This is a genomic window from Thermodesulfobacteriota bacterium, from assembly GCA_035325995.1.
In the GTDB taxonomy this organism is placed as follows: domain Bacteria; phylum Desulfobacterota_D; class UBA1144; order Nemesobacterales; family UBA2774; genus JADLGH01.
In genome coordinates, this window is sequence record DAOKYU010000002.1 from 268,471 (window position 1) to 282,299 (window position 13,829).

At 58.8% G+C, this 13,829-nt stretch carries 13 protein-coding genes; 8 read left to right on the forward strand and 5 right to left on the reverse strand.

Annotation, left to right across the window (positions count from 1 at the left end; all coding sequences use genetic code 11):
- The first annotated feature begins 118 nt into the window (after positions 1–118).
- A complete protein-coding gene (locus tag PKC29_04125) occupies positions 119–1,642 on the forward strand; it encodes a DUF3943 domain-containing protein (GenBank protein ID HML94601.1) in 1,524 nt (507 codons plus the stop codon).
- Positions 1,643–1,730: 88 nt separating this feature from the next.
- Here PKC29_04125 and PKC29_04130 read toward each other — a convergent pair whose 3' ends face one another.
- Together PKC29_04130 and PKC29_04135 are read right to left on the reverse strand one after the other, a co-directional pair.
- On the reverse strand, positions 1,731–2,009 hold the full coding sequence (locus PKC29_04130; GenBank protein HML94602.1) for a hypothetical protein: 279 nt from the start codon (positions 2,007–2,009) through the stop codon (positions 1,731–1,733).
- 214 nt (positions 2,010–2,223) lie between these two features.
- Positions 2,224–2,661 (reverse strand): hypothetical protein, encoded by a 438-nt coding sequence (locus PKC29_04135; GenBank protein HML94603.1) that lies wholly within the window; start codon positions 2,659–2,661, stop codon positions 2,224–2,226.
- 283 nt (positions 2,662–2,944) lie between these two features.
- Here PKC29_04135 and PKC29_04140 point away from each other — a divergent pair, with 283 nt between their 5' ends.
- Both PKC29_04140 and PKC29_04145 read left to right on the forward strand, forming a co-directional pair.
- Positions 2,945–3,541 carry a CDP-alcohol phosphatidyltransferase family protein gene (locus tag PKC29_04140; GenBank protein ID HML94604.1) on the forward strand — a complete coding sequence of 199 codons (597 nt, stop codon included), beginning with the start codon at positions 2,945–2,947 and terminating at the stop codon, positions 3,539–3,541.
- 27 nt (positions 3,542–3,568) lie between these two features.
- Complete coding sequence (locus PKC29_04145) at positions 3,569–4,255, forward strand: DUF4336 domain-containing protein (protein ID HML94605.1); 687 nt, start codon at positions 3,569–3,571, stop codon at positions 4,253–4,255.
- A gap of 2 nt (positions 4,256–4,257) precedes the next feature.
- On the opposite strand, the gene PKC29_04150 is transcribed toward PKC29_04145, so the two are convergent.
- The 3 genes from PKC29_04150 to PKC29_04160 all read right to left on the reverse strand — a co-directional run bounded on the left by PKC29_04150 (position 4,258) and on the right by PKC29_04160 (position 8,912).
- A complete protein-coding gene (locus PKC29_04150; GenBank protein ID HML94606.1) occupies positions 4,258–5,043 on the reverse strand; it encodes a glucose 1-dehydrogenase in 786 nt (261 codons plus the stop codon).
- A gap of 417 nt (positions 5,044–5,460) precedes the next feature.
- The gene (locus PKC29_04155; GenBank protein ID HML94607.1) at positions 5,461–6,867 is read right to left on the reverse strand and encodes a class II fumarate hydratase; all 1,407 of its coding nucleotides are present in this window, start codon (positions 6,865–6,867) and stop codon (positions 5,461–5,463) included.
- 335 nt (positions 6,868–7,202) lie between these two features.
- A complete protein-coding gene (locus PKC29_04160) occupies positions 7,203–8,912 on the reverse strand; it encodes a solute carrier family 23 protein (GenBank protein HML94608.1) in 1,710 nt (569 codons plus the stop codon).
- Between the two features lie 166 nt (positions 8,913–9,078).
- Between PKC29_04160 and PKC29_04165 the strand changes: the two genes are divergently transcribed.
- The 5 genes from PKC29_04165 to PKC29_04185 all read left to right on the forward strand — a co-directional run bounded on the left by PKC29_04165 (position 9,079) and on the right by PKC29_04185 (position 13,705).
- Positions 9,079–9,714, forward strand: a complete 636-nt coding sequence (locus PKC29_04165; GenBank protein ID HML94609.1) for a sigma-70 family RNA polymerase sigma factor — start codon at positions 9,079–9,081, stop codon at positions 9,712–9,714.
- Positions 9,715–10,767: a zf-HC2 domain-containing protein gene (locus PKC29_04170; GenBank protein HML94610.1), complete on the forward strand. Its 1,053-nt coding sequence runs from the start codon at positions 9,715–9,717 to the stop codon at positions 10,765–10,767. It abuts the gene before it with no gap.
- Between the two features lie 268 nt (positions 10,768–11,035).
- Entirely contained in the window at positions 11,036–11,692 is a 657-nt protein-coding gene (locus PKC29_04175; GenBank protein HML94611.1) for a PspA/IM30 family protein, read from the forward strand.
- On the forward strand, positions 11,689–13,053 hold the full coding sequence (locus PKC29_04180; GenBank protein ID HML94612.1) for a VWA domain-containing protein: 1,365 nt from the start codon (positions 11,689–11,691) through the stop codon (positions 13,051–13,053). Before PKC29_04175 ends, PKC29_04180 begins: the two co-directional genes overlap by 4 nt.
- A 70-nt stretch (positions 13,054–13,123) precedes the next feature.
- Positions 13,124–13,705: a hypothetical protein gene (locus PKC29_04185; protein ID HML94613.1), complete on the forward strand. Its 582-nt coding sequence runs from the start codon at positions 13,124–13,126 to the stop codon at positions 13,703–13,705.
- Positions 13,706–13,829: the final 124 nt, after the last annotated feature.

A 13,829-nucleotide genomic window follows, 5' to 3' on the forward strand; every position in this document is an offset into this window, starting at 1 on the left:
ATTTCCACTTTAAAACGGCTTAAAAAGCCGTTACAATTCGAAAAGTTGTATGCGGCCTTTCCTTTCGGCCGTCCGCCCACCGGCTGCTTGTCCGCATGCGACGAATATGGAGGATGCGATGAGGGTCAGGATAATCGGTCTTATCCTGCTCGTTGTCTTGAGCCTGTTCGCGGAAACGGGTGCCCGGGCCGGAGAAAAAAAGCCGTACCTGTTCGCCGACGAGAACGCGGCAAAACCCGCGGACGCGGACGACGTCATTCTTCCGCTAGGCGGAGAGTACGAAATCGGCTCCTATCGGGACACCGAGCTCCGTCCGGCCAACTTCGAAACCTACATGTACGACACCCTCATCTGGTACACCGTACAGTGGGGAGGCAGGCTCTGGTGGGTGAGGGACAAGAATATCAAGATATTCGACGCCTCCTTTTCCACGTTCTGGCACAACCTCACCTCCTCGCCCGAATGGGACGACGGCGACACGTTCCTCGTCAACTGGGTGATGCATCCCTTCTTCGGCATGCTCCACTACCAGTTCTATAGGGCCAGGGGGCACAGCGTATGGGCCTCGGCGCTCGGCTCCGTCATCCAGAGCACCCTCTTCGAATACGCCATAGAGGGCTGGGTCATAAAGCCCTCCGGCACTGACCTTATCGTCACGCCCGCAATAGGAGTCCCTCTCGGGTGGAGCATGGAGAAGCTCTCCGACTGGCTCATCGAGCAGGACAGCGGGGTCGCCCGCGTGGCTGCCTACGTCGCGAATCCGACGCGCTTATTCGTACAGAACAGAAACCTGGGCCTCATAAATCCCCTCACCGGCGCGTTCCAGTTCCAGGGGCCTTTCACCATCTCGACGACCAAGGGCAAGGCGCTCGACCTCGCATATCCGCGCTACTTCGAGCCTTCGCTGCCGCTCGGCAGGGTGGGCCTGGACTTCGAAGTCGTAACGCTCAAGCAAACAATGGGCAACGGTCAGATCATCGTATACCCGGCGAGGCTTGAATTTCCCTCCGAGAGCGGGTTCTGGGGCATATACCTCGATATCCCGTACGGCGGCGTCAACAGCGTAGAGGTGGGCGAAACCAAAATAAGGGACGGCTTCGAGTTCGGGAATCTCGGCATAGGGGCCAAGGGCGTCCTGGCCAAGTCTTCGAATTTCGCCCTTTCGGCAGGGACGAAGATCTTCTTCCCCACCTCTTTCACCGACGATCAGAACAGGCTCCAGCAGGTTATAAAGTACAGGAGATACATACCGACCTACCTCTACGAGGCGTACGGCGTCTCGCCCTATATCACTGCCGGGGTGTGGCGCGGACCGCTCAGCATACAGGCGTCCATAGGCTTCGACTTTATCTTCGGCGCGAAGAACTTCGAGGGGAACGATTTCGAAAACAGGTTCACATACCACGCCGCTGCCGGGCTCGACGTCCCCGTGCCGTGCTCGCCGGTGATCTACTTCGAGTTCGACGGGTACACGTTTACGACCTACGACAGCGGGGGTAGCGGCACCGACCTCTACGTCACGCCCGGGCTCAGGTTCGGCCGCAAGTACAGCCCCGGCTTTGCCGTGCAGTTCCCCGTCAGCGGTCCCAGCAAGGACGTCGCCAAGGCGGATTTCATATTCGATTTTCAGCTCAGATTTTAATACGCGGAAAGCTGGGGTCCGGCAACGCACGCGCAATATTTCGATTATGCTGTTGTCCCGATTCGGTGAAAAACACACTACGTGTGTGTCAGTTGCCCTGGAGTGATACGTAGGCCTCGACGTCCTTGTCGTACCGGGCCTTCTGGCTCTGGCACCTGGTCTCGTCGCCGCCGCTCGCTTCCATGCACTTGTCGAGAGCCCTGCGGGACTTTTCTACGTCCTGCCTCGCCTGGCTCAGGGACTGCTTGGTTCTCGACTCCTGGAGCGGGTTGTCGATGGCCATGGTCTTCCCGGTCTGTATGGTGCTGCACGCCGCCGCAGGGAGTATAAGAGCGAGCAGGAGAAGTCTGGCTGTAGCGCGAATCAATCTGGCACCCCGTTCAGTGTGTTTTCGGATCATTCCGGGACATTATAATCGATTTTCATGCGAGAGGCTAATACCTCCGCCCATAAGGATAGAGGCCGATCCGGCGGAAGGCCCGGGCGGGCAAAAAGACTCAGGAGACGTGAACTCGTTCACGTCTCCTGAGCTCCATCATCACTCGATTTAATCTTGATGTAAGAAGTATTTCGAGTTGAGATTAGGCGCCGAATGCTTTGAAATATTCGCCGAACAGCGAGAAGGCCTTTTCGACGTTCTCACGGGCGGCCGCGTGCGCGTCCTTCGCGAGCTTCTCGGTGGTCGTCTTTACGGACTCGAGCTGTTCCTTGCGATAGGAATTATAGGTGTCGAGCTGCTCCGCTATCTTCTTGAAGCCGCCGTCGAACTGGAATTCCTTCGCGAAGGGCAGATCCTTCGGCAAGTCCTTGTAAAATTCCCCGACGTTGGTGAGGAATTCTTTTTCCAGGCTCAACATCTGATCGGCCTGGGCCGTGAGAGCCTTCAAATTCTGCTCGAAGAGTGAAAAGGAAAAATCGAGACCATTAAGGTAATTTTCCTTAACAAGGCCTGAAAACTCCTTCGCGGGCTCGGTGAAGTCCTTCACTTTCGAGGCTGCTTTCTTTGTCGTTTCTGACATGGCAAACCTCCTGAATAGGATTTAGTTAATAGTAATATAATTGCCGCTGGGGCTCTGTCAAGGGTTCTTGTACGCATTTGCACAAAATAATAATCGAATTATCATAGGCACCTATGGATACGACGGTCGAATTAAAACACGCATATGCTAATAATAGCGGAATTTGCGTTCACCGGGGGTGGAATACGATTTCCTCTCTACACTGGATTTTATAAGTTAGAATTTTTAGGGCGGGAAAGAAGACGCGGGCAGCGTCTTCAAAAATATTCAATAATTTACGCCTATGAAAAGGATTGACTACAAGAGGGTTCCGAATTTTCTGAGCGGCTTTCGCCTCCTTCTGGCCGTGGCGCTCTGGATTCCGGCCATGCTCGACCGCTCATTCTGGGTAGGGGCCGGGCTCATGATAGCGGGCCTTACGGACGTCCTCGACGGTTACCTTGCCCGGCGCTGGGGGGCCGTGACTGAATACGGCAGCAGGCTCGATTCCGCCGCCGACATGGTGCTTGTCACGTGCGCCGCATTCTGGGTGATCCTCGTAGAGCCGGATATCTTCTTCAATAATAAGCTGCTGGTCCTGTCGTGGATGCTTATCGGGACGGCTTCCCTCGTCGTGGGCCTCGTGAAGTTCAGGCGTATTCCCGACCTCCACCTCTACATGACAAAGGCTTCGAGCGCGGCGGGCTACGTATTCATCATATTCATGTTCGTCGTCGGTTACAGCCCGCTGCTCTTTTACATCGCCTCCGCGCTTCTGATATTATCGACACTCGAAAGCCTGCTCCTCCAGCTCCTGACGCAAAAGCCGGACGAGCACGTGCGGTCCATCCTGTACGCCTACCGCCGGTGGCGGAATTCTTCGGGCCCTTCCTTCTCATAGAGCCGCGCGTTCAATATACTCTATACAATGCCCGCTTCTCTCATCCCCCTGGCTCGGGATATATGGACCGCGGTCTCTTCCCAGGTTTTCCTCGGCATGGACGTCGGCGCCCGCATGACGGTCGTCAGGCTGGCCTCGGGATTCCTCCTGGTGCATTCGCCCATACGCCCGACAGGCGAGCTCAAAAAAGAGCTCGCCGCCCTCGGCGAAGTAAGGTTCATTATCGCCCCCAACAAGTACCACCACCTCTACGCCGGCGAGTTCGCCGCGGCCTTCCCGGACGCGCGGCTCTACGGCGCCCCGGGCCTCGGGGAAAAGCGGAAGGACCTCGGCCTCCACGGGACCCTTACGGACGAGCCCGAACCGTTCTGGGAGGATACGCTGGAGCAGCACCTGTTTCAGGGCATACCGGCGGTGAACGAAGTCGTGTTCTTTCACCCCGAAAGCCGGACGGTGATATTCACGGACCTCGTCTTTAACTTCTCTTCCGGCCTCACGCCCGGGCAGAAGCTCTTCGCGCTTTTAGACGGCGTTTACGATAAAACGGCCGTGTCCAGGCTCACCCGCTACATACTCCTCGGCGACAGGAAAAAGGTGCGCCGCTCGGCGGACAGGGTCCTCGAATGGGACTTCGACAAGGTCGTCCTCGCCCACAAGGACATTGTCCGCGAAGACGGGTACGAAGCGGTGAAAAAGGCCTTCGAGAAGCTCTGACCTCAATATCTCGAAAGCGTCCCGCCGTCGACGACTATGATCTCGCCCGTGATGTAATCCGATGCGCGCGACGACAGCAGTACGGTCACGCCCTTAAGATCGTCAGGGCCGCCGAACCTGCCGGCCGGTATCGACGCCAGGAGCTCGTCCCCCTTGCCCATGAACTCGGGGCTGATTACGGGCGTCGTCATGTTCGTCGGGAACCACCCCGGCGCAATGGCGTTTACGTTTATGTTGTGTCCTATCCACCTGATTGCGAGGTCTTTCGTCAGCGTCACGACGGCGCCCTTCGACGCCACGTACGACGGCGCGCTCACGATGCTCGTCGTCTGGTAGCCCATAACGGAAGATATGTTGATTATCTTTCCGCTCTTCGCCTTTATCATCTCCTTTGCCGCTTCCCTCGCGCAAAGAAAGGTCCCGGTCACGTTTATGCTCATAACCTTTTCCCAGTCTTCGAGCGTGGTGTCTTCGGGGAGCGCCCCGAGGGCGATGCCGGCGTTGTTGATTAGTATGTCCACCTTCCCGAATTCCGCCACCGTCGCCCCCACGAGCGCCGCGGCGTCCCCCTCGGACGAAACGTCGCATTTAAACGGCAGCGTCCTGACGCCCGTGGCCTCGCTTATCTCCTTCGCCGTCTCGACGCAGCCGTCGTAGTTCCTCGCCGCGAGGACGACGTCGGCCCCCGCCTCCGCGAGCCCGTAGGCCATCTGCTTTCCTATCCCGGTGTATCCCCCCGTCACGATCGCCGTCTTTCCGGTGAGGTCGAATAATTCCTTTACGTTCATTTCATGCCTCCGCCGGCCCGATTATTCACAAGGGGCCGGATGTGTGGTTTTCAAATTTTAGACTTCCTTCTAGAATGAGAAATATAACAGGATTGGCGGCGCTGCATAATCCGCACATGGAAGCTTCATGCAACATTTTGATGCAGGGGAATTTTTAAAGCTTCGCGTTGCACTTCATTTGTGAACTTAACGAATCCAAGCACGAACGCGTGCACAAATCCGATGTCGCGGCAGTAGCCGCGACTCCTCACTTCCGTCATCTTTTAATTTGTCATCCGCCTGTCCGGCGAAGTCCGAGGCGAAGACGGGAGCTTGACTCAGTATCCCGCTTTTCTTCACTCGAAAAAAAAGCGGGCCCGCTTCCGGGAATATCCCGGCCGCGCGGCCCGCTCTGATTTCTGTAGAATAATTCCCGTCTTACTTCTTCGTCCCGGGCTCGGTCATCGACCACGGGTCCAAAAGCTCCTTCAGCTTCTCGGCCGGGAGAACCTTCTTTTCGAGCGCTACTTCTCTCACGGTCTTCCCCGTCTCGTACGCCTCTTTCGCGATCTTCGCGGCGTCGTCGTACCCGATCACGGGCGCGAGGCTGGTGCACATGGCGAGGCTCTTCTCTATCATCTCCTCACAGCGCTTCCTGTCGGCCTTGATGCCGTTTATGCACTTGTCGACGAACACCTGCGACACCTTCCCCAGGAGCTCTATCGACTGCAGCAGGTTGTGCCCCTTCACGGGCATCATGACGTTTAGCTCGAAGTTCCCGAACTGCCCGCCGATGGTTATGGTCAGATCGTTCCCTATGACCTGCGCGGCCACCTGGCACACGGCTTCGGGGATCACGGGGTTCACCTTGCCCGGCATGATCGACGAGCCGGGCTGGACGGGCGGGATGAGTATCTCGCCGATTCCGCAGCGCGGGCCGCTCCCGAGCCACCTTATGTCGTTGGCTATCTTCATGAGCGATACTGCCAATGTTTTAAGCTGCCCGCTCGCAGAGACCATGGCGTCCTTCGAGCCCTGGGCCTCGAAGTGGTTGTCCGCTTCCCGGAGCTTTGCCTTCGTCATAGCCGAAAGTCTCTTCGCGACGAGCCCGGCGAACTTCGGGTGCGTGTTGATGCCGGTGCCGACGGCGGTACCGCCGATCGCGAGCTCGCTCAGCTCCTCGCGCGCGTACTCGACCCTCTTTATCCCGTGGGCGATCATGCTGGCGTAGCCGCTGAATTCCTGGCCGAGCCTTATCGGCGTCGCGTCCTGGAGGTGCGTCCTTCCAATCTTGACTATCTTGTCGAACTGCTTCGCCTTGGCCGAAAGGGCCTTTTCGAGGTTCTTGAGCGCTGGAAGCAGTATCTGGTTTATCGCGATTATGGCCGAAACGTGAAGCGCCGTCGGGTACACGTCGTTACTCGACTGTCCCATGTTCACGTGGTCGTTCGGGTGGACGCCCGACTTGTCGCCCTTTTTCACGCCGAGTATTTCGTTGGCGCGGTTGGCTATGACCTCGTTCGTGTTCATGTTGCTCGACGTGCCCGACCCCGTCTGGAAAACGTCGAGCACGAAGTGATCGTCGAGCTTTCCATCTATCACTTCGTCCGCGGCCTTAACGATAGCGCCGCCTTTCTTCTTGTCGAGGAGACCGAGCTGCACGTTCGACTCCGCGGCCGCCTTCTTGATCATTCCGAGCGCCTTCACTAAAAGGCTGTGCTTGCGTATGCCGCTTATGGGGAAATTTTCGATGGCCCTCGCGGTCTGAGCGCCGTAGTACGCTTCCGAGGGGACTTCCATCTCCCCCATCGAATCGTACTCAATTCTCGTATTCTTACTGCCCATGGTACTCCTCCTTGGTTACCTGATTTCGGGGAAATAATTATGCCATAACGGGGATATTTTTCTATTGGCGGGCAACGTCCGCCGGCGCCCGGCACGCTACGCTTGCAGGAAACCAACGAATTTGCCCGGCAAGGCCGGAAGCTTTATCCGGAGTGGTCTTTTCAATGTTGTCATTCCCGAATGCTTTAACTCGCTGCGGCGCTTGTCGGGGCGAAGCTTGGCGAAGCCTGAAAGCCTGCAGGTGAAGCCGGGTCGGGAACCCACGTATTTAGTGTGTTCTTGTATCCGGTGGAGTCCGTCTGAATCCGGCCGATTTTTCCGCAAGTCGAGCCCGCTCACACGCTGAAAAAGAGCCTTATCTTCACGTCGTCCTTTCTTGACGAAGTCTCAATCTTGTCCGGATACACGCCGGTAAGAAAGCCCTTTATGCCGTGTACGAAGGCGTCCTCTTCCAGTAGGTGCCGCTTGTGCACGCCTACCCCCGGCAGCGCCAGCAGCGTCCCCTTGTAGTCTATCGTTATTTCGAGAAACACCTCGTCGTAGCTCGCCTCGAGCTTTACCGGCCCCGATATAAGCCCGGCCTCGTTCAGGTGATTCACTATCTCCTCGACGGTGGCCTTGGCGTGCTGGATGACCTCGTCGTCGAGCCGCCACTTCTTCTCGTTCGCCTTCAGGAACTCGACGAGGGAGTCGAGCGTCGGGGCCAGGTCACCCCCCACGAACATCTCCGTCTTCCTGATCCCGAGCCTGAATATAAGGACGAGGATTATGGACGAGATAAGGGCGATCGATAGCGTGGTGTCCGTCATGAGCCTGAGCCATTCGGGGAACCTGTCGAAGAATCCGTGATAAACCTTCCTGCCGATCCCCAGCAGCAGGGAGACGCCGATGACGTACGTCATCCGGGAGTCGAGGTTCCGGGACGTCATTATCTCTATGCCGCCCGCTATCATGAACGCACCGCTCACCACCAGCGACGCCCCGACGACGGGCAGCGGGAGCATCAGGAAGAGAGCCGATATCTTTGGGAAAAAGGCGAGGACTATCAGTATAATTCCGGTCGGGAATGCCATGTACCTGCTGGTGGAGCCGGCGGCCTGCGAAAGGCCCACGATCCCCGGCGTCGCGTTCATCCCCGGCGCGCCCATGATCCCGCCCAGCATGCACCCGAGCCCGTCCGCCAGCATCCCTTTTCTTATGGGCCCGTAGTCGGGCTTCTTCCAGTCGGCGTCGTTAATCTTCTCGGCTGTCGTCACGACGCCTATGGTCCTGAGAGACGCCGCTATGGCCGCCATCAGGAACGCCGGCACGAGCGAGAGCTCGAAATCATAGGATATGAAAGACGTATCCGGCAGGGCGAACACGGCCGAATTTTTGAAGAGCTCGATGCTGCTGTCGGGGACTATTCCCAGGAAAAGCGCTACGACGAACGCTGCCGAAATTCCGATGAGCGAGCATAGGAGCCTCAAAATCCCCTTGAACCATATACTGAACCCCATGATTATCCAGAGGGTTATCATCCCGACGATAAGATGCTGCATGTACTCGGGCCGGCCGTAGCCTCTTATGTAAAGCATGTTGTCCAGGGCTACGAGCCCGAGCTCGATTCCGATTACGAGGACGATGAACCCCGCGACGGCGGGCGGGAAAACGGGCTTAAGCCGCTTTATGAATATCGACATGACGATTTCGACCGCGCCGGCGAATATCGTCATCGCGGCCACAGCGGGAAGCCCCCCGGCCTTTACGGCCAGTACGCACGGGGCCAGGTACACGGCTGAATAGACGGGCGAGGCGAAATACCCCGAACCCACCGGCCCCTTCCACAGCGACTGCAGGATCGTGGCGATCCCGATGGCGATCATGGCCATGCTTATCGAATTCGCCGTGACCTCGGGCGGCACGTTGCCGTACTCCGATATAAGGACTATGTAGACGAGCGTGACCGAGATATAGATAACGAACTGAAAGCCGAGAGGAATCAGCCGCCCGATGGGGGGCATATCGTCAACGCCATATATTAAGTCGGCCGGCTTGGTAGCCAAGAGAGGCTCCTGCGATCAGATCAAACGAGGATAAACGAATTTACATAACCGGGTAGCCGAATTCAACACTCGAAATAGCAGCCGGCTGCCCGGGAAACCCGCTTTGAAACTTTTTATGCGCTCCATCGTATAATTATTCCATGGACCGCATACGGACGGGCGCCCGGTGTTCGGAATAAAAAAGAAAAGCGGGCTCTCGGACGAAGAAGAGATGAAGAGGTTCCAAAACGGCGACGAGTCGGGCTTCGGCGTCCTTCTCACGTGCCACGGCCCGGGCGTGCTGAGATTCATAAGGAAAATGACCGGCGTAGACGCCGCGCGCGCCGAAGACCTCCTCCAGGAGGTCTTCGTGAAGGTGATAGAACGGCGCGGGCATTACGACCCCGGCCGGAAATTCACCACGTGGCTCTACAGCATCGCCCGGAACCACTGCATAGATTTCCTCAGGACCGAAAGCTTCAGGAGGCATGGCTCGCTCGATGCGCCCATCTCGGCAGACGGCGAAGGCGGCGCCGTCGTCATAGATATGATAAGGGGAGGAGAAAGAGCCCAGGACGAGAGGGTATTCGACCGCGAGGTGAGAGACGTCCTCGACGAAGGCCTCGGCGGTCTCAAAGAAGAATTCAGAGAGGTCTTCCTGCTCCGCGAAGTCGAGGGCTTATCACTCGACGAGATAGCCGCCGTCACGGGCTCCCCGCTCGGCACCGTAAAGAGCCGCCTGAGATACGCCTACAGGGACCTCCGGCGCGCCTTCACGGAATCCGGCTATTTCGACGAAAGGCGGAAGGCGAGGGGTGCTTAAATGAACGAGATGAACTGCGATAAGTGCAGCGAGCTATTGATCGAATACATGGACGGCGAGCTCTCCCCCGAAGAAGCAGCGCTCGTCAGGTCCCACGTAGAGGCCTGCCCCGAATGCCTCCGCGAGTACGAGGACTACGCCGAAATAAGGCGCACGGCTTCCGAGCACGCCCATGCCCCCGAGCTCTCGCCCGAAACCGTATCCGCCCTCGTGCGCACTGCGAAGGACAGCGTCTCCAGGGACCGTAAGCCCTTCTGGAAAAGGTTCGCTTTCTCGCCGTTCCTGGTCCCTGCCCTGTCCTCGGCGATTGCGCTTTCCGTATGGTTCTACTACGGGAGCACGGGCACGCATACTCCCACCATCGACACCGCCTCGAGAAACGTGCTGGCCGAGAGGGTCGAAGAGCCGATGTCCGCCGGCTCCGGTGCTGACGACATGAAGCCCGCCGCACAGGCTCCGAAACGCGAAAGGTCTCTGACTCCGGATAAGGAGCTCCGCGCCCGGTCCTACGGCGAGGCCGACGCCATGACGGAACGGAAAGCCGCCGCACCTGCCACGCCCCCCGCACCGATGGCCGCGCGTGGCGACGCCGCTCCGGCGGAGTCCGCACGTATGAGCACACCGGAGGAAATACGGAAGATGGAAGCCCCCTCCGGCGCGGAGCGCGAGGAGATGTCAGCCCTCGAAGACTCGTCCGAAAACGAGACTGCAGCCCTTTACTCGGCTGATGCCTCGGGCGAATACGACGAGCCGCTCAAGACTGCCCTCCGCCGGCAGAAGTCCGGCGACTGCGCCACTTCGATACGAACGCTCGAAGGCCTTCTCGCGTCGCGCCCCGAGCCGCCGCTCGAAGTCCAAACCGTCTCCTACCGCTCGCTCGCCGAGTGCTACGAAGAGAAGGGCGACTTCGACAAGGCCGTCTACAGCTACGAGTGTCTCGCGCGGCTGTCTCCCGAAGACGCCCCCCACGCCCGCGCGCGCATAGCCGAGCTAAAAAAAGCGCACGGCACTGTTGCCGCCACCCCCGCCCCGACCGTAACGCCAGTGAATTGAGTACGCTACGCGTACTGAATTACTGGGTGAACGTTACCTTTAATTTCCAATCTTGCTAAGTCGAAACGCAGGCTACTTGTATGTCATTCCCGAATGTTTTAATCGGGAATCCAGCCTTTGTTTTGCTTCTCATTTCCCCTTAGGAAAAGAGGGTATGGGGGGATATAGTCTTTTAACAGAAGAACCAAACGACTTCCGCTTTTCCTTGATAAAATCCTTTCCTCCCCCCGCTCGTAATAATCCCTAAATCCTTCCGAGGGAGACGATCATGGGATTCAAGAAAAGAATGAAGGTGATACTCCGGTCCCGGCTCAACGACTGGCTGACCCGGGCCGAGGACCCGGCGAAGATTCTCGCCGGGGCCGTCGAGGAAATGGACGAGGGGCTCGAACGCGCCCGCGTCAGGCTGGCGGGCCTCAGGTCAGGCGTCGAGGAGCGCTCGAAGCTACTTAAACGCACGAAGGACATGGCCGTTTATTGGCAGGAGCGCTCCGTCGAATACGTCCGTCAGGGCATGGACGAAAACGCCGCCGAGGCCGTACGCCGGAGGAGGCTCACCGACGAAAAAGTAAGGCGACTCTCCGCCGTACAGGCGGAGGAAGAGGAAGCGCTCACGGAATACGAAACGCAGTACGAATCGCTCGCCGAGAGGGTCCGCGCCGCAAGGGAGAAGAAGACGGTCCTCCTCTGCGAGCTCTCGCCCGGGGGAGGCGGCCCGGCGGAAACCCCGGAGAGCTCCTCACCCGAATCCCCGTTGGAAGAGCCGTTCTACGTATTCAGGAGAATCGAGGAAAGGCTGTCCGGCGAGCCCGTCTCGCTCGAAACCGTGCGCGATAAGGATGCCCGGGAAAGGGAAGAAAGGCTCATCGCCGAAGAGGTCGAATCCATTAAAAAGAACATTCAAAAAGGAGGCAGCAAAAAATGAAAAGACGCATCGCCGTAATAACCGCGTTACTGTTCGCATTCGTGACTGCCGGGGTGAAATACATCTCGGCGTTCCCGGTAATCCCGAAGCCCGAAGCTGAGGGCGCGCTATCGTGGGATTTAAAACTCGGCAGCCCGTACGTTCTCAAGGGCGGCGAGCGCGAGATGCTCCTTAACATCAGGCTCAGTGGCAAGGAGGCCGGGCCCGGGGAAAGGACGCCAGTTAACCTCGTCCTGGTGATCGACCGGAGCGGCTCCATGTCCGACAGGGGCAAGATGGAATACGCCAGGGAAGCGGCGCGGCGTATGGTCGGCCTTCTCGGGAAGGACGACAGGCTCGGCATCGTCGCGTACTCGACGGACGTCGAGGTGCTTCTCCCGGCGCGGAAGATAGCCGACAAGGAAGCCGCGCTCTCGGTGATAAACTCGCTCTACCCGACCGATTCGACGAACCTCTCGGGCGGGCTCGAAAAGGGCATCGCGGAACTAAAGTCGCTCGAACGCGGCGGCTACGTAAACCGCGTAATACTCCTCTCGGACGGTCTCGCCAACCAGGGCGTAACGGACCCCTCCGGGCTCGGCAGGATAGCCAGCCGCGCGTCCGAGGGCGGGGTATACGTGACGACGATGGGACTCGGCGCGGATTACGACGAGAACCTCATGATGGGCCTCGCCGAGCACGGCGCAGGCAACTACTACTTCATCGAATCGCCTAACCAGCTCGCGGGTATCTTCGAGAAGGAATTCGGCCGCATGGCGGCCGCCGTCGCGAGGGACACCGTGATAAAGCTCGCGCTCGCCCCGGGCGTCAGGATAGACGAGGTCTACGGTTACGAGTATTCGGTAAGGGACGGCTCGGCCGAGGTAAAGCTCGGCGACTTCTTCGGCGGGCAGGAAAGGGACATACTCGTAAGGCTGACCGTCCCTGCAGACGCTGACGGCAGGCACGGGCTCGCCGCCGCGTCACTCTCCTACGGCGACCTCCTCAGGCAGGGCTCTCTCGTCTCCTCGGCCCGGACGCTCGCGTACGAGGTCACGTCCGACGCCGATAAGGTTGCCGCGGGCGAGGACGAGTCCGTCCGTTCGAGGCTTGTCTCCGTCGCCGCCGCGTCCGTTTACCGGAAAGCGGCCGTGGCTTACGAGAGCGGTGACGCCGAGGGCGCGCGCTCCTACCTCGAAGACGCATACGACAGCATCGTCGAGCTCAACAAGACCTCCTATAAGAACGAAAGGACCATGAAGCAGGAGCGCGATCTCAGGGAGGCCGTCCGGCGGATGGCCGCCCCGCCCGCCCCGTCGTCCGAGGAAGGCAGGGTGATGATAAAAGGGCAGAAGGCCGGCGCGAGGGAGGCGCAGAAATAAATATCCGGATTCGAGGCATCGCCGGCGGATTATTCCCGGCGGTGCCCCGGCTACGTATCGAGGAAAGAGAATGAAACGAATCCCCGCCTCTATAATATTCACCGCCCTCGTCTCCGCCGCATGGGGCACGGCGGTGTCCGTGCTCTACCGCTTTTTCTCGAACGTGATACCTCCCGGCCTCTACTACCCCCTCGTCCTCTCGGGCGTGGCCGCCGCTTCCGGAATGCTCCATTGCATACCCCTCGGCAGGGCCGCGTTTGCCGGGCTGGCCTCCGGATTCGTATACGCGCTCCTCTCGCCCGTCTTCCCGCTCGCGGGGGCGGTGCTCTCCGGGGCGTGTCTCGGGGGCGGAATCGCGCGTGGAGGAAAGCCCGGAATCCTCCTCCAGGCGCTTAAGGGTGCGCTCCTGTTCCCGCTCTTCATCGTCGCGGGTACATTCGTCGGCGCGCTCGCCGAATTTGCCGTCTCGTTTCCGGCCATGCTGTTCTGGGCCTCGTGGCTCGGCCTCGCCGCCGGCGTCATAACCACGCCCTTTTTCCGGGGGCGCAGCCCCGGTGAAAGGGGCGGTCTCAATAGCCGGGTCCGGGAATTCTCCGACGAGGCTCGCGGTATAGAGGCCGACCTCCGCGAGCTCTGCGAGAGGATGCGGTAAACTCATCACGAGACGTCCTTCGGCTTTTAGTACGTCAATATCCAGAGCCGCTTTAACCGCGAAATTAATGTTTTACTAAAGGTATTCCAAACTTTCCCGAAATGCTGTAGAATTAGCTCATAAC